The organism is Albidovulum marisflavi (assembly GCF_025751435.1).
Lineage (GTDB): Bacteria > Pseudomonadota > Alphaproteobacteria > Rhodobacterales > Rhodobacteraceae > Albidovulum > Albidovulum marisflavi.
The window spans coordinates 154,188-171,319 of the sequence record NZ_JAOWKY010000001.1 but is presented as its reverse complement, the minus strand read 5'-3'; the positions used below and the strand labels follow the sequence as shown (position 1 = coordinate 171,319).

The 17,132-nt window shown below is 65.2% G+C and carries 20 protein-coding genes; 13 read left to right on the top strand and 7 right to left on the bottom strand.

Annotated features, from left to right (window positions below):
• Positions 1-7: 7 nt before the first annotated feature.
• Positions 8-562, top strand: a complete 555-nt coding sequence (locus OEW28_RS00875) for a YqgE/AlgH family protein (RefSeq protein WP_263732844.1) — start codon at positions 8-10, stop codon at positions 560-562.
• Here the strand turns inward: OEW28_RS00875 and OEW28_RS00870 are convergent.
• Together OEW28_RS00870 and OEW28_RS00865 are read right to left on the bottom strand one after the other, a co-directional pair.
• On the bottom strand, positions 553-960 hold the full coding sequence (locus OEW28_RS00870; protein ID WP_263732843.1) for an ACT domain-containing protein: 408 nt from the start codon (positions 958-960) through the stop codon (positions 553-555). The genes OEW28_RS00875 and OEW28_RS00870 overlap by 10 nt on opposite strands.
• Positions 957-1,904, bottom strand: a complete 948-nt coding sequence (locus OEW28_RS00865) for an L-threonylcarbamoyladenylate synthase (RefSeq protein WP_263732842.1) — start codon at positions 1,902-1,904, stop codon at positions 957-959. The genes OEW28_RS00870 and OEW28_RS00865 overlap by 4 nt, the downstream gene beginning before the upstream one ends.
• 128 nt (positions 1,905-2,032) lie before the next feature.
• Here OEW28_RS00865 and OEW28_RS00860 point away from each other — a divergent pair, with 128 nt between their 5' ends.
• The 5 genes from OEW28_RS00860 to OEW28_RS00840 all read left to right on the top strand — a co-directional run bounded on the left by OEW28_RS00860 (position 2,033) and on the right by OEW28_RS00840 (position 6,079).
• Positions 2,033-3,718, top strand: coding sequence for an acyl-CoA dehydrogenase (locus tag OEW28_RS00860; protein WP_263732841.1), 1,686 nt, complete (start codon positions 2,033-2,035; stop codon positions 3,716-3,718).
• Positions 3,715-4,764, top strand: a complete 1,050-nt coding sequence (locus tag OEW28_RS00855; protein ID WP_263732840.1) for an MBL fold metallo-hydrolase — start codon at positions 3,715-3,717, stop codon at positions 4,762-4,764. The genes OEW28_RS00860 and OEW28_RS00855 overlap by 4 nt, the downstream gene beginning before the upstream one ends.
• A complete protein-coding gene (locus tag OEW28_RS00850) occupies positions 4,761-5,222 on the top strand; it encodes a DUF6173 family protein (RefSeq protein WP_263734336.1) in 462 nt (153 codons plus the stop codon). Before OEW28_RS00855 ends, OEW28_RS00850 begins: the two co-directional genes overlap by 4 nt.
• An 83-nt stretch (positions 5,223-5,305) precedes the next feature.
• On the top strand, positions 5,306-5,440 hold the full coding sequence (locus OEW28_RS00845) for an aa3-type cytochrome c oxidase subunit IV (protein ID WP_263732839.1): 135 nt from the start codon (positions 5,306-5,308) through the stop codon (positions 5,438-5,440).
• 18 nt (positions 5,441-5,458) lie between these two features.
• On the top strand, positions 5,459-6,079 hold the full coding sequence (locus OEW28_RS00840) for a hypothetical protein (RefSeq protein WP_263732838.1): 621 nt from the start codon (positions 5,459-5,461) through the stop codon (positions 6,077-6,079).
• A 30-nt stretch (positions 6,080-6,109) separates the two neighbouring features.
• On the opposite strand, the gene OEW28_RS00835 is transcribed toward OEW28_RS00840, so the two are convergent.
• Both OEW28_RS00835 and greA read right to left on the bottom strand, forming a co-directional pair.
• Positions 6,110-7,129, bottom strand: a complete 1,020-nt coding sequence (locus OEW28_RS00835; protein ID WP_263732837.1) for a hypothetical protein — start codon at positions 7,127-7,129, stop codon at positions 6,110-6,112.
• A 20-nt stretch (positions 7,130-7,149) separates the two neighbouring features.
• Positions 7,150-7,620, bottom strand: a complete 471-nt coding sequence (gene greA / locus OEW28_RS00830; RefSeq protein WP_263732836.1) for a transcription elongation factor GreA — start codon at positions 7,618-7,620, stop codon at positions 7,150-7,152.
• 139 nt (positions 7,621-7,759) lie between these two features.
• On the opposite strand from greA, the gene OEW28_RS00825 reads away from it, so the two are divergent.
• The 4 genes from OEW28_RS00825 (at position 7,760) to OEW28_RS00810 (ending at position 13,155) form a co-directional block, all read left to right on the top strand.
• Positions 7,760-8,740 carry a phosphatase PAP2 family protein gene (locus tag OEW28_RS00825; RefSeq protein WP_263732835.1) on the top strand — a complete coding sequence of 327 codons (981 nt, stop codon included), beginning with the start codon at positions 7,760-7,762 and terminating at the stop codon, positions 8,738-8,740.
• Between the two features lie 124 nt (positions 8,741-8,864).
• Positions 8,865-10,514 carry an electron transfer flavoprotein-ubiquinone oxidoreductase gene (locus OEW28_RS00820; RefSeq protein WP_263732834.1) on the top strand — a complete coding sequence of 550 codons (1,650 nt, stop codon included), beginning with the start codon at positions 8,865-8,867 and terminating at the stop codon, positions 10,512-10,514.
• A 114-nt stretch (positions 10,515-10,628) separates the two neighbouring features.
• Positions 10,629-12,332 carry a tetratricopeptide repeat protein gene (locus OEW28_RS00815; protein ID WP_263732833.1) on the top strand — a complete coding sequence of 568 codons (1,704 nt, stop codon included), beginning with the start codon at positions 10,629-10,631 and terminating at the stop codon, positions 12,330-12,332.
• On the top strand, positions 12,322-13,155 hold the full coding sequence (locus OEW28_RS00810) for a 4-(cytidine 5'-diphospho)-2-C-methyl-D-erythritol kinase (protein ID WP_263732832.1): 834 nt from the start codon (positions 12,322-12,324) through the stop codon (positions 13,153-13,155). Before OEW28_RS00815 ends, OEW28_RS00810 begins: the two co-directional genes overlap by 11 nt.
• Here the strand turns inward: OEW28_RS00810 and OEW28_RS00805 are convergent.
• A complete protein-coding gene (locus OEW28_RS00805) occupies positions 13,148-14,149 on the bottom strand; it encodes a polyprenyl synthetase family protein (protein ID WP_263732831.1) in 1,002 nt (333 codons plus the stop codon). The two genes, OEW28_RS00810 and OEW28_RS00805, sit on opposite strands and share 8 nt — an antisense overlap.
• A 54-nt stretch (positions 14,150-14,203) precedes the next feature.
• Here OEW28_RS00805 and OEW28_RS00800 point away from each other — a divergent pair, with 54 nt between their 5' ends.
• From OEW28_RS00800 to OEW28_RS00790, 3 genes are all read left to right on the top strand, one after another.
• A complete protein-coding gene (locus OEW28_RS00800; protein ID WP_263732830.1) occupies positions 14,204-14,419 on the top strand; it encodes a putative signal transducing protein in 216 nt (71 codons plus the stop codon).
• On the top strand, positions 14,419-15,168 hold the full coding sequence (locus OEW28_RS00795) for a tRNA1(Val) (adenine(37)-N6)-methyltransferase (protein ID WP_263732829.1): 750 nt from the start codon (positions 14,419-14,421) through the stop codon (positions 15,166-15,168). The genes OEW28_RS00800 and OEW28_RS00795 overlap by 1 nt, the downstream gene beginning before the upstream one ends.
• Positions 15,169-15,296: 128 nt before the next feature.
• Positions 15,297-15,464 (top strand): YdcH family protein, encoded by a 168-nt coding sequence (locus OEW28_RS00790; protein WP_263734335.1) that lies wholly within the window; start codon positions 15,297-15,299, stop codon positions 15,462-15,464.
• Here OEW28_RS00790 and yddG read toward each other — a convergent pair.
• Positions 15,455-16,336 (bottom strand): aromatic amino acid exporter YddG, encoded by an 882-nt coding sequence (gene yddG / locus OEW28_RS00785; protein WP_263732828.1) that lies wholly within the window; start codon positions 16,334-16,336, stop codon positions 15,455-15,457. The two genes, OEW28_RS00790 and yddG, sit on opposite strands and share 10 nt — an antisense overlap.
• A gap of 64 nt (positions 16,337-16,400) precedes the next feature.
• On the bottom strand, positions 16,401-17,126 hold the full coding sequence (gene phbB, locus OEW28_RS00780; protein ID WP_263732827.1) for a beta-ketoacyl-ACP reductase: 726 nt from the start codon (positions 17,124-17,126) through the stop codon (positions 16,401-16,403).
• Positions 17,127-17,132: the final 6 nt, after the last annotated feature.

Sequence of the window (17,132 nt, the reverse complement as noted above, 5' to 3'; positions counted from 1 at the left end):
GGCCAAGATGAACCTGAGCGGCAAGATGCTAATCGCGATGCCCGGCATGGGCGATCCCCGCTTTGATCGCAGCGTCGTCTTCATGTGCGCCCATTCGGGCGAAGGCGCGATGGGACTGATCGTGAACAAGCCCGCACGCGACCTGCGCTTCGCGGACCTGCTTCAACAACTGGACATCCCCATGTCGTCGCAGTCGCGCGACATACGCGTGCATTTCGGCGGGCCGGTGGAAAACAGCCGGGGTTTCGTCCTGCATTCCGACGATTATCGCAGCGACACAGCGACGCTGAACGTCGACGACCGGTTCGGGATGACTGCGACCCTCGACATACTTGAGGCCTTTGCCAAGGGCGAAGGGCCGCGCCAGTCGATCCTGGCCTTCGGCTATTCCGGCTGGGGTCCCGGTCAGCTTGAGGACGAGATCCTTCAGAACGGCTGGCTGACCTGCGAGGCGACGCCGGAGCTTCTGTTTTCCGACGACAATTCCACCAAGTGGGAAACCGCGCTGCGGTCGCTGGGGATCGACCCGCTGCTGCTGTCAGCGGCGGCCGGTCACGCCTGATCACGGCGCGCGAGCGCAAGCAGGCGATCAACCGCCTCTGAGCGGCGATCCCAGTTGGTCAGGATGTGGTCGTGATGCAGGCCCGCGATCACGTTGGCGCCCAGGCCGGCTTCGGCCAGTGCCCGCGCGAATGCGGCGGTAAGGCCCACGGCCTCAAGATCGGAATGAACCGTCAGCGTGATGCATGCAAAGCCCGCCCGGTGCGCGATTCCGTGCCGGATCAGCGCGGATCTTGGTGCGACGATGGTCAGCCCCTCGGCTTCAAGGACGGTGGCGAAGGGCACCAGTCCTGGCGGGATCCCGCCGCGTCCGGGGATCAGGCCATAGCCGAACTCGTCGGGATGAAGCCTTGGCTCCATCCCGGCGAGCATCCGCGCAAGATCGGTTTCGCCCCTCATTGTCGCGGTGCCGCGGCCCGGCGCAGGCGGTCGTTGATCGCGCGTCCCAGGCCGGTTTCCGGGATTGGGGACACCGCGATGGGCCGGCCGCCAGCCGCGTCGTCGGCTTGCCTGAGGTAGTGAAACAGGTTCGCCGCGGCCTCGATCAGGTCGCCCGAGGCAGACAGGTTCAGGTCGGACCGCGCCGCCTCGGGGCCGAAGCCCAGCCAGAAATCCCCTGACAAGGGCGCGGTTTGGTTCAGGCGTACTGCCGAGCTTGGGGCATAATGCGACAGAAGCTGTCCGGGCGCATTGGGCCGCTCGGCGTCGCCGCCGCTGGAAAGCGAGTGGCCCAGACAGGCTTCCAGCACTTCGGCCGGAACGCCGCCTGGCCGCAGAAGCTTTGCGCCATCGATCAGCCCGAGGATCGTGGATTCGACGCCGACGGCGCAGGCCCCGCCGTCGACGACGGCAGCGATGCGACCCGACAATCCGTCGATGACATGCCGGGCGCGGGTCGGGCTGACCTTGCCGGACGGGTTGGCCGAAGGCGCCGCGACGGGTCCGCCAAAGGCCGCCAGGAGCGCGCGCGCCACGGGATGCGCGGGCACCCTGATGGCAACGCTGTCGAGCCCGGCGGTGACCAGCGGCGACAGGCCTGCTTCTGCCTTCAGCGGAAGAACCAGGGTCAGGGGGCCGGGCCAGAAGGCCGATGCCACCCGTTCCGCGCGGTCGTCGAAATCCGCGAACAGGCGGGCGGTTTCGAGGTCGGGGACATGCACGATCAGAGGGTTGAACCGGGGCCTGCCTTTCGCCTCGAATATCCGCGCGACGGCCTGATCCGACCGGGCGTCGCCGCCAAGGCCGTAGACCGTTTCGGTCGGAAAGGCGACAAGCCCGCCACCCCGCAGCAGTTCGGCCGCCGTGGTCAGTCCCTGGGCATCGGGGGTCAGAACTTGCGTCACCGGACACTCCGCCTTGCGCCGTGACGCAGCGTTCAGGTTGCCCGCAACCTGACGTGACGTCACCATGTCTCAAGCCCAACACACATACGCGCGGCGGCACGCCTTGCCAAGCCGCGCCGGAGGACCTGATGCCCTATCGCGCGCCCGCGGACGAGATCCGCTTTATTCTGGACCAGATCGTGCCGATCGCGCCCGTTGCCGCGACCGAGCGGTTTGCCGAGGCAACACCCGATCTGATCGACGCCATGTTGGGCGAAGCGGCGCGGCTGTGCGACGAGGTCATCGCACCGCTGCAGCGTCCTGGCGACCTGACCCCGGCGCGCCTTGAAAACGGTGTGGTCCGCAGCACGCCGGGCTTCGCGGATGCCTACGCCAAGATCGCCGAGGGCGGATGGATCGGCACCTCTGCCGCGGTCGACTACGGCGGAATGGGCTTGCCGCAGACGCTGAACATGGGTGTGCAGGAGATGATGTCGGGCGCCTGCATCTCGCTTCAGCTGTGTCCGCTGCTGACACAAGGCCAGATCGAGGCGCTTGAGCATCACGCCAGCGACGCGATCCGCGACCTTTATCTGCCCAGACTCATTTCGGGCGAATGGTCGGGCACGATGAACCTGACCGAGCCGCAGGCCGGGTCGGAAGTGGGCGCCGTGCGAACCAAGGCCGAGCCGCTGGACGACGGAACCTATGCGATCACGGGGCAGAAGATCTTCATCACCTGGGGCGATTGCGATTTCGTCGGGAACGTCTGCCATCTTGTGCTGGCGCGCCTGCCGGACGCGCCGTCGGGCACGCGCGGCATCAGCCTGTTCATGGTGCCCAAGTTCCTGCCTGACGCGCAGGGCGACCCCGGCGCGGCCAACGCGCTGCGTGTCGTCAGCCTGGAACACAAGCTGGGCATTCACGGCTCGCCCACCTGCGTGATGGCCTTCGAAGGGGCCACCGGATGGATGGTCGGAGAGCCTAACAAGGGAATGGCGGCGATGTTCACGATGATGAACAACGCACGCCTCGGCGTCGGCATGCAGGGGATCGGGATCGCCGAGGCCGCGTACCAGAAGGCCGCCGAATACGCCCGCGACCGGTCCCAGATGGGGCCGATCCTGGGTCACGCCGACGTGCGGCGGATGCTGGTCACCATGCGGGCCGAAATCTTTGCCGCGCGCGCGATCGCGCTGGCCTGCGCGGTGTCGCTGGACATGGCGGCCGCGACCGGCGCGAAGGAATGGGCCGACCGCGCGGCCTTCCTGACCCCGATCGCCAAGTCCTTCGGGACCGATACCGGGATCCGCACGGCCGAAACCGGCGTGCAGATCCACGGCGGCATGGGCTTCATCGAGGAAACCGGGGCGGCGCAATATTACCGCGACGTGCGTATCACGGCGATCTACGAAGGCACCAACGGGATCCAGGCGATGGACCTGGTCGGCCGCAAGCTGGCCGATGGCGGCGAAGCGGCCTTCCGCATTCTCGAGGAAATCGAGAAGGGCGCGGAAGAAACGCGGGCCGCCTGCCCCGAACTGACCGAAGCCGTCTGGTCTGCCGCCGAAACCCTGCGCGAAGCGACCGAGTGGATGCTGTCGCATGAGCCGCGCGACCGCTTCGCCGGCGCCGTTCCCTACCTGCGCGCCTTCGCGCTGGTTCTGGGGGCGCACTACCACCTGAAGGCCGCGCTTTCCGGCGGAGCGCGTGCCGCCCTGGCCGAGGTCTTCATCCGCCGCATCCTGCCGCAGCACGCCGCCCTTCTGGCCGAGGCGCGCGAAGGCGCCGCGCAGCTTTACGCGCTGACCGACACGGACCTCGTGGCGGAATGACCGTCGCCAGCACCGCCGCCGGAGGAATTCGTTACCCGATCGAGGCACCCCCCGCCGAGGGTGGCGCACATGAGATCGCACCGGGGATCCTGTGGCTGCGCCTGCCGCTTCCGATGGCGCTTGACCACGTGAACGTCTACGCGCTGGACGACGGAGATGGCTGGACGCTCGTCGACACCGGGCTGAACACCCGCCGCGCCCGCGCCATCTGGGAGCGGCTGATCGAGGGGCCCCTGGCGGGCCGGCCCGTCCGCCGAGTCGTCGTGACCCACTACCATCCGGATCACGTGGGCCTTGCCGGCTGGTTCCAGGCACGGGGCGCAGAGCTGGTGACGACACGGACATCGTGGCTTTTCGCGCGGATGCTGACGCTGGACGAGCAGTCTCTGCCGGTCCCCGAAACGCTCGCCTTCTGGAAGGCTGCGGGCATGGCGCCGGATCTTCTGGCGCGGCGGGCGACCGAGCGGCCCTTCAACTTCTGCGATGTCGTGGCGCCGCTGCCTTTGGGCTACACCCGGTTGCGCGATGGCGACCGGATCACGATGGGTGGGCGGGACTGGATCGTGCGCACCGGCGACGGCCACGCGCCGGAGCACGCGACATTTTGGAGCCTGTCCGACCCGCTCGTCCTTGGCGGCGATCAGCTGCTGCCCTCGATCTCGGCAAATCTCGGGGTTTACGCATCCGAACCCGAGGCCGATCCCGTGGCCGAGTGGATTGCCAGCGCCCGGCGTTTCATGCCCTTCGCAAGGCCCGATCACCTGGTGCTGCCCGGTCACAAGCTGCCGTTCACGGGGCTGCCGCTGCGCCTGACCCAGATGATCGACAACCACATCGGCGCGCTTGCGCGACTTGAGGCGCATCTTGCGACGCCCCGCACCGCCGCCGAATGTTTTCCGCCGCTGTTCAAGCGCGATATCGGAGAAGGCGAATACGGCCTTGCGCTGGTTGAAGCCGTCGCGCATCTGAACCATCTTCTGAAGGCGGGCCGCGCCACGCGGTCGCTGGACCAGGAAGGCATCTGGCGATGGAACCGAATCGGATAAGCGACGAAATCCAGACCGCCGCCGAGGCGCACGAAGCCTCGGCCCTGCCGTGCGCGCGCGTCGTCCACACCGCGCCCGACGCGCCCATGACGGCAGAGCTTCAGCCGCTTCCGGACGCGCTGGCCGGAGAACCGGTCGAGGAAAAGAGCCCCGCGCAATGGGCCTATGAGCGCCTGATCCTCTACATCAAGAACTTCGAGGAGCAGTTGGACGACGAACACGAGGTCGCGATGGGCTTTGCCGGCAGCGACGTCGGCGTCATGCGGATCGAGGGGATCGGGTTCTTTGCCCCCGACATCGTGACATTCTACGGACGCGACGACGACGAGGCGCGCACCCAGCTCATCCAGCACGTCAGCCAGTTGAACGTCATGCTGCGCGCGCTTCCCAAGGCGCGTGAGGTCGAGCAACCGCGCCGGATCGGGTTCCGCCTTGCCGCGGATCTGGACCGCAAGTAACACCTGCGCGAAATTAGCCGCGCAGGCGTGACAGAGGCTTTTGAATCGGCTATTCGGGCCGAAATGCTAGGAGGAATACGAACATGGCCGAACACAAGCACGGCAGCATGGACATTAAGGAACACGAGAAGACCTTCGAGGGCTTCATCCGCTTTTCGATATGGGTTGGCGGTATCTCTATCGGCATCCTCATCTTCATGGCTCTTGCCAACGCCTGATCCCGGCCTGGACGCAAGATGCGCCGTCATATCATCGCACTGATCCTGCCGATTTTCCTGGCGGCCTGCGGCGCGGAAAGCGTGTGGGCCCCCGACGAAGCGGTCGCGCGTGCGCGTTACGTGTCGGACGAAGAACCTTCGATCACCCTCTTTACCGTGATACGGAAGAAGGGGGGCGAGGGTGAACACTCTGGCCTGATGATCAATGGCAGCCAACGCGTCCTGTTCGACCCGGCGGGAACCTGGCACCATGCGCTGGTGCCGGAGCGCAATGACCTTTTCTACGGCATCACGCCGCGGATGAAGGCGTTCTACATCGACTACCACGCGCGCGAAACCTATGACGTGGTCGAACAGCGCGTTCCCGTCAGCGCCGAAGTTGCCGAGCTTGCGATCCGCAAGGCCCAGGCTTACGGCGCAGTCAACAAGGCGTTCTGCGGCAACTCCGTCAGTGACATCCTCAAGGGGCTTCCGGGCTTCGACTCGATCCCGAGAAGCTTCTTCCCGACGAAGATCATGAAGCGCTTCGGCGCGCTTCCCGGCGTGACGGAGAAGATCCATCACGACGGCGACCCCGACAACAATCACGGCATCCTTCTGATCCAGAAGGACGCCCAGATTCCCGAAGCGGAAAATTGACCCGGCGGGCGGCGCGACATGCCGCCCGGATCAGTCGAAGACGCCCGCGACCCTGCCAAGCAGCATGAAGGCCCGTGCACTGCGCGTGCACGACAGTTCGGCAAGCTCGGCGTCGGTCGCCGACTTCTCGAAATCGGCCAGTGTCCTGTCGAACTGACGCAGGAAATGGTGCGCGGTATCGCGAAAGATCGTGTCCTGCCGCATCCGGTCGGCGCTGAGCGCAAGGCTTGACCTGTCATGTATCCCACCCAATCCGGACAGGGTCCTGCCGCGCTCTCCCTGTGCGAAACGCCGCCACAGCTCTGGCCGCGCCCGATCCGGGGTCAGATCGTCCATGTAGATGCCGTCCTGGCTGAGCAGGGTCAGGATATCCTGAGCGGCGCGCACGCTTTTTGACAGCCGGTGGTCCTGCAGCGCATGGCGCAGGGCGCGGAACCCTTCACGGTCATCGGGACCATCGGGGAAGTTCAGCGCCCTGATGACCTCGGCGTTGGAAAGGAATTGGGTGGCCGCGTCAGGCGGCGCGCCCAGGGCGAGACCGGGCTGATCGGCCGACTCCGTCGCTGCCGGCGCGGCCGGATCCTGGGCGGCAACCGGCGCAGCGGCGCCGTCCCGGCGCGAAGCGATCGACGCCACCGCTTGCTCGGCCCTGCGCGCCGTGGCGGCGATTTCGTCCAGGCGCTTCTCGAAGGCGGTACCGGCATTGCTCATCTGCGCGTGGGACAGATAGGCTTGACGCATGGTGTCCAGCATCTCATGCAGGTGCTCGGCCTCGCTCCGCATTGACCGGAGCGACCGGAACATCAGAGCCGCAAGCAGGATCAGCGCCACTGGCAGGAAAAGCGCGACAAGAACCATGACGACCTGCGCCACGCCGCCGCCGCCGGCACCCGAATGCCAGAACAGCCAGCCGAAGACCGCCAGCCAGACCGCGCCAAGCCCCAGCGAGATCATCTCGGACGCGCCAAACCCGCCCTTTGGCCGGGATCGCCGAGGCAGAACGGGAAAGGAGCCGGCCTCTTGGGGATGCTGCGGCGTCTTGTTCGGCATGGCCCTGCCCTGCCTTTTCTTCAGATGAACCTGACCGCGACGACTTCGTAGCTTTTCTCGCCGCCGGGCGTGCGAACCTCGACGCTGTCGCCCTCGTCCTTGCCGATCAGGGCACGCGCCAGCGGCGACTTGATGTTGAGCAGCCCGCGTTCGATGTCGGCCTCGGCCTCGCCCACGATCTGGTAGGTGCGTTCCTCGTCGGTGTCCTCGTCGACCAGCGTCACGGTGGCGCCGAACTTGACGCTGCCGGAAAGCCGGGTCGGGTCGATGACCTCGGCAAGCGAAAGGATCGCTTCCAGTTCCTTGATGCGGCCTTCGACAAAGCTCTGGCGCTCACGCGCGGCGTGATATTCGGCGTTTTCCGAAAGGTCGCCATGTTCGCGCGCCTCGGCGATCGCCTTGATGACGGCGGGTCGCTCCACCGTCTTGAGCGCCCTCAATTCCTGGTCAAGCGCGGTATGGCCCGCGCGGGTCATCGGTATCTTTTCCATTCGCGTCTGTTTCCCGGCCTGCCTCTGTCCGATCATTTCCAACCGACAGACGGCTGTAAAGCTGGTATGCGTTGTGAGGTCAAGACGCGACGGGCAAGCTTACGATCAGTCCGATCAATGGCCGGGGTACTGCGATAGTATGGCGATCTTTTTTCGAGCTACGCTGGTCTACGCAATCGTCGCGCTCCTCATAGTCGCCCATTTGCAGTCGATCGACCGGGACTTCGTAGTCCGAAGCCTTGCTTTGATCATGCTGTTTCTAAAATGGCTGGCAGGCAGCTTTCAATGGGGTGTCGCACTGCCATTGGCGGCAGTGCTGACTTTCGGGCTCAGTCGTGCGCCTGCTAGGCTACCACTTCTGTTTATCGCGCTTGTTTCCTGCGTGCTTTTTCAGACGGCTTTCTACATCGTCAAATCGAGTATTCCGCTGGTAGTGCCTTTCTACGCTGACCCTTGGCTGGCAGACTTCGATCGCTGGCTTCATGGAGGTCAAGATCCTTGGGTGCTCGCGCACCGGATCCTCGACTGGATGCCCGCAAGTCTTATCGCCACGCTCTACACGACGATCTGGGCATTTCCCGCATTAGCTTTCGTATTCATCCTCGTCTTGATTGAAGCCGACGATTTGAGGTTTCGCAGATACGTCATCTTGTATCTTTTCTGTTGGCTGGGTCTTGGCAACGTGTTGGCAGCGCTCGGTGCTTCGGTCGGTCCAGTTTTCTACTATGCATTGCTTGGGGACGATCGATTTGCAGACCTTCACCGCGCTCTTGCGGTATCTGGTGTCGCGCAGACAACAGTCGGCGCCCTTCAGGAAAATCTTTGGAAAAACTACATCGAAGGCGGCTTGGTCGTGGGTTCGGGCATTTCAGCCTTTCCAAGTGTGCACGTCGGCTCCACGACACTTGTGGCGCTTTATGTCATCGAGCGTGTCCCGATCGCTGCACCGCCGGCGATCGCGTTCGTGGCGCTGATCCAGATTCTCTCAGTCTATACAGGATATCACTATGCTGTAGATGGGTACGTATCTATCGCGGCTATGGTGGGTGCGTGGGCGCTTGTTTCCCCTGGGAAGCGGCGGCAGATATGGCCGCTGTCACGAAGCGTTCATAAAAGCTGAACACAAACTGTCTCGTGCTGCCGCGATTGGGCCCTATCATGTCGTGTCGTGATTGCTTCGGCCCATCCGGTAAGCTAGGAACTGCGGGACTTTGGGCCCGTGTGCCAGCCGAAGGGATAAGGGAATGACCGACGTGACGCGCGAAGCGATGGAATATGACGTTGTGATCGTGGGCGCCGGGCCTGCAGGCCTTTCGGCTGCGATCCGCCTGAAGCAGCTTGATGCCGACCTGAACGTGGTCGTGCTGGAAAAGGGCTCCGAGGTTGGCGCGCATATCCTGTCGGGCGCGGTGCTGGACACCGCCGGCCTTGACGCGCTGATTCCGGACTGGAAGGCGAAGGGCGCACCGATCAAGACCGAGGTGACGAAGGACAACTTCTATGTGCTGGGCGAGGCCGGGCACATGCGCATCCCGAACTGGCCGATGCCGCCCTTCATGAACAACCACGGCAAGTACATCGTGTCGATGGGCAACGTCTGCCGCTGGATGGCCGAACAGGCCGAAGCGCTTGGCGTCGAGATCTTTCCGGGGATGGCCTGTTCGCAGGTCGTCTACGGCGACAACGGCGAGGTAAAGGGTGTCGTCGCGGGCGAGATGGGCCTGCAGGCGGACGGCACGCCCGGCCCGCAGTACGAGCCGGGGATGGAACTGCACGGCAAGTATGTCTTCCTGTCGGAAGGCGTGCGCGGATCGCTGTCGAAGGAAGTGATGGCGAAGTACGAGCTGTCCAAGGGACATTGCCCGCAGAAGTTCGGCCTTGGCATGAAGGAAATCTGGGAAATCGACCCCGCCAAGCACCGCGAGGGCACCGTGACCCACACCATGGGCTGGCCCCTGGGCTCGAACGCGGGCGGCGGGTCCTTCATCTATCACCTGGAAAACAAACAGGTCTACGTCGGCTTCGTCGTCCACCTGAACTACCAGAACCCGCACCTTTACCCCTACATGGAGTTCCAGCGCTTCAAGCATCACCCGATGGTCGCCGAGCTTCTGAAGGGCGGAAAGCGCGTGGCCTATGGGGCGCGCGCGATTTCCGAAGGCGGATGGCAGTCGATCCCCAAGGTCGTGGCGCCGGGCGTCGCGCTCTTGGGTTGTTCGGCGGGCCTCGTGAACGTGCCGCGCATCAAGGGCAACCACAACGCGATGTGGTCGGGCATCCACGCCGCCGAAGCCGCATACGCGGCGATCCAGGAAGGTCGCGCCAGCGACGAACTGTCCGCGTACGAGACCGCCCTGCGCTCGGGCCCGATTGCCAAGGATCTCAAGCGCGTGCGCAACGTCAAGCCGATGTGGTCGCGCTGGGGCATGCTTGCATCGCTCGCCTTCGGCGGGTTCGACATGTGGACCAACCACCTGTTCGGCCTGTCGCTGTTTGGCACCCTGCGCCATGGCAAGTCCGACGCCGCCGCGACCGGAGAGGCGTCGAAGTTTCCCAAGATCGACTACCCCAAGCCCGATGGCGTGCTGTCTTTCGACCGGCTGACCAACGTCGCCTTCTCGGCCACGAATCACGAGGAAAGCCAGCCCTGCCACCTGAAGCTGAAGGACCCGTCGGTGCCGGTTTCGGTCAACCTGCCGAAATTCGATGAGCCCGCGCAGCGTTATTGTCCGGCCGGCGTCTACGAAGTGATCGAGGGCGAGGAGGGTCCGCGGTTCCAGATCAACTTCCAGAACTGCGTCCACTGCAAGACCTGCGACATCAAGGATCCGAGCCAGAATATCAACTGGACGACACCCCAGGGTGGCGACGGGCCGAACTACCCGAACATGTGATCGCCAAAATCGGCCTGTTCTTGGCTGCGGGGCCGCTCGGCAAGCGGCCCCGCATTGCGTTGGGGGGCAGGGCGCACTAGGCTGGCCGCGAACCTTTCGAGAGGGAGCCCGAAGTTGACCGCCGCCCGCCTTTCACTCGCTCTTGCCCTTGGTCTGCTTGTCCACGGGACGGTGGCCGAAGCGGCCGAAGGGCTGGCCGGGCCGTATCTGGCCGGCCGGCAGGCATTCTCGATGGCCGACTACGACCAGGCGGCGATCTATCTTGCATTGGCCCTGCAACAGGATCCTGAAAACCAGGCGGTGGCCGAAACCGCGATGCTCGCCCAGATCGCGCGCGGCCAGCCGGCAAAGGCAGTGGCGATCGCCCAGAAGCAGCGGGACGGGGGCGCGGACAGCCAGATCGTGACATTGGTGACGCTGGCCGACCTCGCGCAGCGCGGGGACTACGCCGGGGCAATCGCAGACCTGGACGCGGGACACAGTGCGGGTCCGCTTGTCGACGATCTGTTCCGGGCCTGGGCGCTGGTGGGGCAGGGCCAGATGTCCGACGCCCTGACGGTTTTCGACAAGGTTGCGGATCAGTCCGGTCTGAAAAGCTTCGGCCTATACCACAAGGCGCTTGCGCTGGCCTCGGTCGGTGACTTCGAGGGCGCGGACGAAATCTTTTCGGGCGATGCGGGGGGGCCGCTCAGGGCCACGCGTCGGGGCATCATCGCCCACGCCCAGGTTCTCAGCCAGCTCGAACGTAACCCGGCGGCTGTCGAGTTGATCACGCTGGTCGCAGGCAATGCGTCCGACCCCGAGCTTGAGGCCCTTCGCGACCGTCTGGTTGCCGGTGAAAGCGTGCCATTCGACCTGATCGCCACGCCCGCCGACGGAATAGCCGAGGTCTTTGCAACGGTCGCTGGCGTTCTGAACGCCGAGACCGGCGCGCTGGACGCCCTGACGTTCACGCGTCTCGCGGAATTCATGAAGCCGGACTACGTCGACGCGATCCTGATGAGCGCGGGCATCCTTGAACGCCAAAAGCAATACGAGCTTGCCACTGCCGCCTACAACCGGATCGGGCACGACGATCCCTCCTACCTGACCGCCGAATTGGGGCGTGTGGACGCCCTCGTCGCCTCTGACCGCGTCGATGCAGCGATCGAGGCGCTGGAGCAGTTGGCGAAGTCCATGCCAGAGGTTCCCGTCGTCTGGTCCACGCTGGGGGATATCCTGCGTCGCCAGGAACGTTACGCAGAGGCCGCGTCGGCCTACGACAAGGCGATCGCCGTGCTTCCGGCAGAGCAGCCTGGCCAGTGGGTCGTGTATTATACCCGTGGCATCTGCCTTGAGCGCGAGAAGGACTGGGAGGCGGCAGAGCCCGATTTCCGCAAGGCGCTGGAGCTTAGCCCGGATCAGCCGCAGGTGCTGAACTACATGGGCTATTCCTTCCTCGAGATGAAGACGAACCTGGACGAGGCGCTGGCGATGATCGAAAAGGCCGTGGCGGCGAAGCCAGACGACGGTTACATCGTGGACAGCCTTGGTTGGGCGCTCTACCGGCTTGGCCGCTACGAGGACGCAGTCGCGCACATGGAAAAGGCGGTCGGCCTCATGCCGGTCGACAGCATCGTCAACGATCATCTGGGCGACGTCTACTGGGCCGTCGGCCGCAAGCGCGAGGCGGAATTCCAGTGGAAGCGCGCGCTTTCATTCGAACCCGAAACCGAGGAAGAAGCCGCCCGCATCCGCCGCAAGCTCGAGGTCGGGCTGGACGTGGTCTTGGCCGAGGAAGGCGCAGAGCCGTTGGCCGTCAGCAAGAATGACGACTGAGGAATTCGCGCCGGCGAAGGTCAACCTCGCGCTGCATGTGACGGGTCGGCGCCCGGACGGCTATCACCTTCTGGACAGCCTGGTCATCTTTGCCGGGGTCGGTGACACCGTGCGTGTCGCGCAGGGCCGTGGCCTTACGCTTGCGATCGACGGGCCGATGGGGGCCGGGCTTGATCCCTCCGACGACAACCTCGTGATGCGCGCGGCCCGCTTCGTCGGGGCGGCGGAGTCCGCCATCACCCTGACCAAGCGCCTGCCCGTCGCCTCGGGGATCGGAGGCGGGTCGGCCGATGCCGCCGCCACCTTGCGCGCGATCTGCCGGATGACCGGCCGCTCGGTTCCCGATGCGACGACCACCGCCGTTCTGGGGGCGGACGTGCCGGTCTGCTTGATCGGAAGGCCGGCGCGGATGCGCGGCACGGGCGAGATCCTGGACCCGGTTCCGGACCTGCCGCCCTTTCACATGGTCCTTGCCAATCCCGGCGTCTCGGTTTCCACACCCGAGGTGTTCCGCGCGCTCGATCAGCGCGACAATGCTCCGCTTCCGGCGCTGTCCGGGTTGGCTTCGGTCGGCGATCTGTCCGGCTACCTGTCTGTTTGCCGGAACGATCTGGAGAAGGCGGCCCGCGAACTGGTTCCCGCGATCGGCGATGTCATCGATGCGCTTGCCGCACGGCCCGGCTGTCTACTGGCGCGGATGTCAGGCTCTGGCGCCACGTGTTTCGGCATCTTCCCCGACCGGGCTTCTGCCGACGCTGCCGCTGCACAGCTCAGCGCGGCGCGGCCCGGTTGGTGGGTGGTTGCGGCGCCTGCCCTCAGCTGACGCGCGCGACCACGAAATCGGCCAGGTCCGAAAGCATCGTGCGCAGCGGATGGTCTGGCAGCGCCGAAAGCGCGTCCTTCGCATGCGCCGACCAGCGCAGGGCATCGGCGCGCGCGCCCTCCATGGCCCCGTGCCGCGCCAGCAATTCCATCGCGTGTTCCAGGTCGCCCTCGCGCTGGTCGCCTTTTTCGATCACGCGGCGCCAGAACGCGCGTTCTTCGTCCGATGCCTTGGCGACCGCCTTGATCACGGGCAGGGTCAGCTTCCGTTCGCGGAAGTCGTCGCCCACGTTCTTGCCGATGGTTTCGGTCGCGCCGCCATAGTCCAGAAGATCGTCCACGATTTGGAACGCGATGCCCAGGGCGTCGCCATAGGTGAACAACGCGCGGACCTGATCCTCGGGCGCGCCGGCGATCACACCGCCGACCTCGGTCGCGGCCGAGAACAACGCCGCAGTCTTGCCGCGAACGACCTTGAGATAGATGTCCTCGTCCGTCCGCAGGTCCTGCGCCGCCGTCAGCTGCAGCACCTCGCCCTCGGCGATCGTCGCAGAGGCGTTGGCAAGGATGTCGAGCACGCGCAAAGACCCGGTTTCGACCATCAGCTGGAAGGACCGGGAAAACAGGTAGTCGCCGACCAGGACCGATGACTTGTTGTCCCACAGGAGATTCGCCGTCGGACGGCCGCGCCGCTGCTTGCTTTCGTCCACCACGTCATCATGCAGAAGCGTGGCGGTATGAATGAACTCGACCGTCGCCGCCAGATGCACGTGATAGGGGCCGTCGTAGCCGCACATGCGCGCAGCCGCCAGTGTCAGGAGCGGCCGCAGGCGCTTGCCCCCGGCCTCGACCAGATGAGCGGTCACCTCGGGGATGCGCGGCGCGTGCTCTGACGCCATCCGTTCCCGGATAAGGACGTTGACACGCTCCATATCGCCCGCCAGATGCGCGCTGAGCCGGTCATGCGGTTTCATCACGGTTTCGTCCAAACTCATCCCGGTCCTGTCTGCACTCGACAAACCCCTGGGCTTGTCCTTAAGTCTCGGATCATGAAAGAGCTTGTGCGCACCAACGACCCGACTGTGATCGCGCTCGCAACCGCCCTGCTTGAGGCGGAGGATATAGCGGTGTTTCAACTGGACGTCCACATGAGCGTGCTGGAAGGTTCCATCGGCATGCTGCCGAAACGTCTTATGGTGCGCGAGAAGGATCACTTCATGGCGAATGCGATCCTGCGCGACCATGGAATCGGACCGGAAGGCTGATGTTCGCCGACCCTGACCTGACGTGCGACGGCTTCCTGGGTGGCCGGCTGCGCATCTGGCAACCGAAATCTGGCTACCGCGCGGCGATGGACCCGGTTCTTCTGGCGGCGGCTTGCCCGGCGACTGAAGGTGCAAACGTGCTTGAGCTTGGCTGCGGGGCGGGCACCGCGTCCCTGTGTCTGGCCGCGCGGTTGCCCGGTGTGTCCGTCACGGGGCTGGAGCTTCAGCCGGGCTACGCGGACCTTGCCCGGCGGAATGCGGCGGAAAACCGCGTCGCGTTCAAGGTGATCGAAGGCGATCTGGCCCGTCTGCCTGCAGACCTTCGCGGCAGCGCCTTCGATCATGTCATCGCAAATCCGCCCTACTACCCCGCAAGCGGCGGCACGCCCGCGCGTGACGGTGGCCGCGAACGCGCGATGCGCGAAGAAACGCCGCTTGCGCTATGGCTGGAGGTTGCCCTCCGGCGTCTGCGCCCCGGCGGCTGGCTGACCATGATCCAGTCCGCCGACCGGCTGGCCGACATGCTGGCGGTGAAGGGCGCGGGCAGCTTCGCGATCCTTCCCATAGCGCCGCGAGCCGGGCGCGATGCGAGTCGCGTTATCCTGAGAGCCCGCAAGGGCGGCCGCGCGCCTTTGCGGATTCTGGCGCCGTTCATCCTGCACGAGGGTGGGCATCACGCGCGTGACGGCGACAGCTTTACCCCCGCGGCACAGTCGATCCTGCGCCACGGATCGAGGCTGGAGTTCTAAGCCTCTTAAGCGATCAGCAAACTTTGGCGCGTCATCCTGTCTCATCGTGGCTCCGGCTCTGGTTCCGCGTGACACGACTCACCATATGTGATGGAATCATGACAGAGTTCACAGGAGAGGAGACGCCGATGTCGATGGGTTCGCACCTGCAGGAACTTCGCAAGAAGCACCAGCATCTGTCTGAAGCGGTAGAAGAGGCGCTACGCCATCCCGCTTATGACGATCTGGAAATTGCGGAGATGAAGAAGCAGAAATTGCGACTCAAGGAAGAGATCGCCCGTCTCAGTCAGGTCTGAACGGGGCTTTTCCGGGCGCCAGCCCTGGCAGCCAGGGCGGCGCCCAACGTAATCAGCACGGCAGAGATCGCGATCCGCGGGGTCGCTTCGGCTTTGTTGGCCGCAATCAGAACCAGCGTTGAAAGAAGTGGCGCCGCATAAGATGCGACACCCAGCAGCTGGATGTTTCCGCGCTTGACGCCCACGTCCCAGACGTAGAACGCCAAACCGACCGGCCCGATGCCAAGCGCCGCGCAACTGACCCAGCCCCACAGGCCCACGGGCCAGACGGTGTCCTCTGTCAAAACGTGTGCAAAGGATGAAAGCACCGCGGTCGCAGCGCAGAACACCGCCACGGAAGCCGTGGGCGCGTGTCCGACCAGTCGCGATCCGACCGAATAGGTTGACCAGGTCAGCGCGCAAAGGAATGCCAGGCCAAGACCCGCCATCGCGCCAGCGGGCAGGTCGCCGCCGGCCCCGCGCGCTAGGATCAGCGCGGCGCCGCCAAAGGCCATGATCGCGCCTCCGACATGGCCGCCGGTCAGTCGTTCACCCGGAAGAAGCCCGGACAGCAGCACGATGAACAGAGGCCAGAGATAGGCGATCAGGCTCGCCTCGGCCGGGGGCGCCAGCCGCAGCGCCGAAAAGTAAAGGAAATGGTAGCCGAAAAGTCCGGCGGTCCCGAACAGGTAGACGCGCGCCGGAACACGCCGCAGGTCGGCCCAGCTGCCCGTCACCGCGATCCAGGCAAAGCCCATGGCCCCACCGATCGCAAAAGTGATCGCGGTCAGCAGAAGCGGCGGCGTCGGCACGGTGCCGACCGTCAGCACGGCAAGCAGCGCCCAAAGAAGAACCGCGACGAACCCGGTCGCAGTCGCCTGTCCGCGCGTCATCGACTTCTCCCACGAAAAAGGGGCCGGCCCCCTGAGACCGGCCCCTTATATCGGCTTGCCGCGATCAGGAGAAGAACTGACCGCCGTTTGCGGAAATCGTCGAGCCGGTGATGAAGCCCGCGTTGTCCGAGGCCAGGAAGACCACGCAGCGCGCGATCTCTTCCGGTTCGCCCAGGCGGCCGACAGGGATCTGCGGGATGATGCGCTCGGCCAGCACCTTTTCGTCGATGGCCTTGACCATGTCGGTGCCGATGTAGCCCGGGCAGATCGCGTTCACGGTGATCCCGGCGCGCGCGCCTTCCTGCGCCAGCGCGCGGGTGATGCCGATGTCGCCCGCCTTGGCCGCGGAGTAGTTCGCCTGCCCCGCCTGCCCCTTTTGGCCATTGACCGAGGAAATGTTGATGACGCGCCCGAACTTGCGGTCGCGCATCCCGGACCATACCGGGTGGGTCATGTTGAAGACGCCCGACAGGTTGGTGTCGATGACTTCCTTCCACTGCGCGGGTGTCATCTTGTGGAACATCGCGTCGCGGGTGATGCCGGCGTTGTTGACCAGCACGTCCACGGGGCCGAGGTCGGCCTCGACCTTGGCGATGCCCTCCTTGCAGGCCTCGTAGTCGGCGACCGACCACTTGTAGGTCGGGATGCCGGTTTCCTTGGTGAAGGCGGCTGCGGCCTCGTCATTGCCCGCGTAGTTGGCGGCAACCGAGTAGCCCGCGGCTTTCAGCGCCACCGAAATGGCGGCCCCGATCCCGCGGGACCCACCGGTAACCAGTGCAACTCTAGCCATGATTCC

What these genes read in the sequence shown, in the direction of transcription:
- OEW28_RS00835 (WP_263732837.1), bottom strand. Translation starts at nt 7,129, where the DNA reads ATGCCGAACAAGACGCCGCAGCATCCCCAAGAGGCCGGCTCCTTTCCC.
- phbB (WP_263732827.1), bottom strand. Translation starts at nt 17,126, where the DNA reads ATGGCTAGAGTTGCACTGGTTACCGGTGGGTCCCGCGGGATCGGGGCC.
- OEW28_RS00820 (WP_263732834.1), top strand. Translation starts at nt 8,865, where the DNA reads ATGACCGACGTGACGCGCGAAGCGATGGAATATGACGTTGTGATCGTG.
- OEW28_RS00790 (WP_263734335.1), top strand. Translation starts at nt 15,297, where the DNA reads ATGTCGATGGGTTCGCACCTGCAGGAACTTCGCAAGAAGCACCAGCAT.
- OEW28_RS00845 (WP_263732839.1), top strand. Translation starts at nt 5,306, where the DNA reads ATGGCCGAACACAAGCACGGCAGCATGGACATTAAGGAACACGAGAAG.
- OEW28_RS00840 (WP_263732838.1), top strand. Translation starts at nt 5,459, where the DNA reads ATGCGCCGTCATATCATCGCACTGATCCTGCCGATTTTCCTGGCGGCC.
- OEW28_RS00860 (WP_263732841.1), top strand. Translation starts at nt 2,033, where the DNA reads ATGCCCTATCGCGCGCCCGCGGACGAGATCCGCTTTATTCTGGACCAG.
- OEW28_RS00875 (WP_263732844.1), top strand. Translation starts at nt 8, where the DNA reads ATGAACCTGAGCGGCAAGATGCTAATCGCGATGCCCGGCATGGGCGAT.
- OEW28_RS00810 (WP_263732832.1), top strand. Translation starts at nt 12,322, where the DNA reads ATGACGACTGAGGAATTCGCGCCGGCGAAGGTCAACCTCGCGCTGCAT.
- OEW28_RS00795 (WP_263732829.1), top strand. Translation starts at nt 14,419, where the DNA reads ATGTTCGCCGACCCTGACCTGACGTGCGACGGCTTCCTGGGTGGCCGG.
- OEW28_RS00800 (WP_263732830.1), top strand. Translation starts at nt 14,204, where the DNA reads ATGAAAGAGCTTGTGCGCACCAACGACCCGACTGTGATCGCGCTCGCA.
- yddG (WP_263732828.1), bottom strand. Translation starts at nt 16,336, where the DNA reads ATGACGCGCGGACAGGCGACTGCGACCGGGTTCGTCGCGGTTCTTCTT.
- OEW28_RS00805 (WP_263732831.1), bottom strand. Translation starts at nt 14,149, where the DNA reads ATGAGTTTGGACGAAACCGTGATGAAACCGCATGACCGGCTCAGCGCG.
- OEW28_RS00825 (WP_263732835.1), top strand. Translation starts at nt 7,760, where the DNA reads ATGGCGATCTTTTTTCGAGCTACGCTGGTCTACGCAATCGTCGCGCTC.
- greA (WP_263732836.1), bottom strand. Translation starts at nt 7,620, where the DNA reads ATGGAAAAGATACCGATGACCCGCGCGGGCCATACCGCGCTTGACCAG.
- OEW28_RS00855 (WP_263732840.1), top strand. Translation starts at nt 3,715, where the DNA reads ATGACCGTCGCCAGCACCGCCGCCGGAGGAATTCGTTACCCGATCGAG.
- OEW28_RS00870 (WP_263732843.1), bottom strand. Translation starts at nt 960, where the DNA reads ATGAGGGGCGAAACCGATCTTGCGCGGATGCTCGCCGGGATGGAGCCA.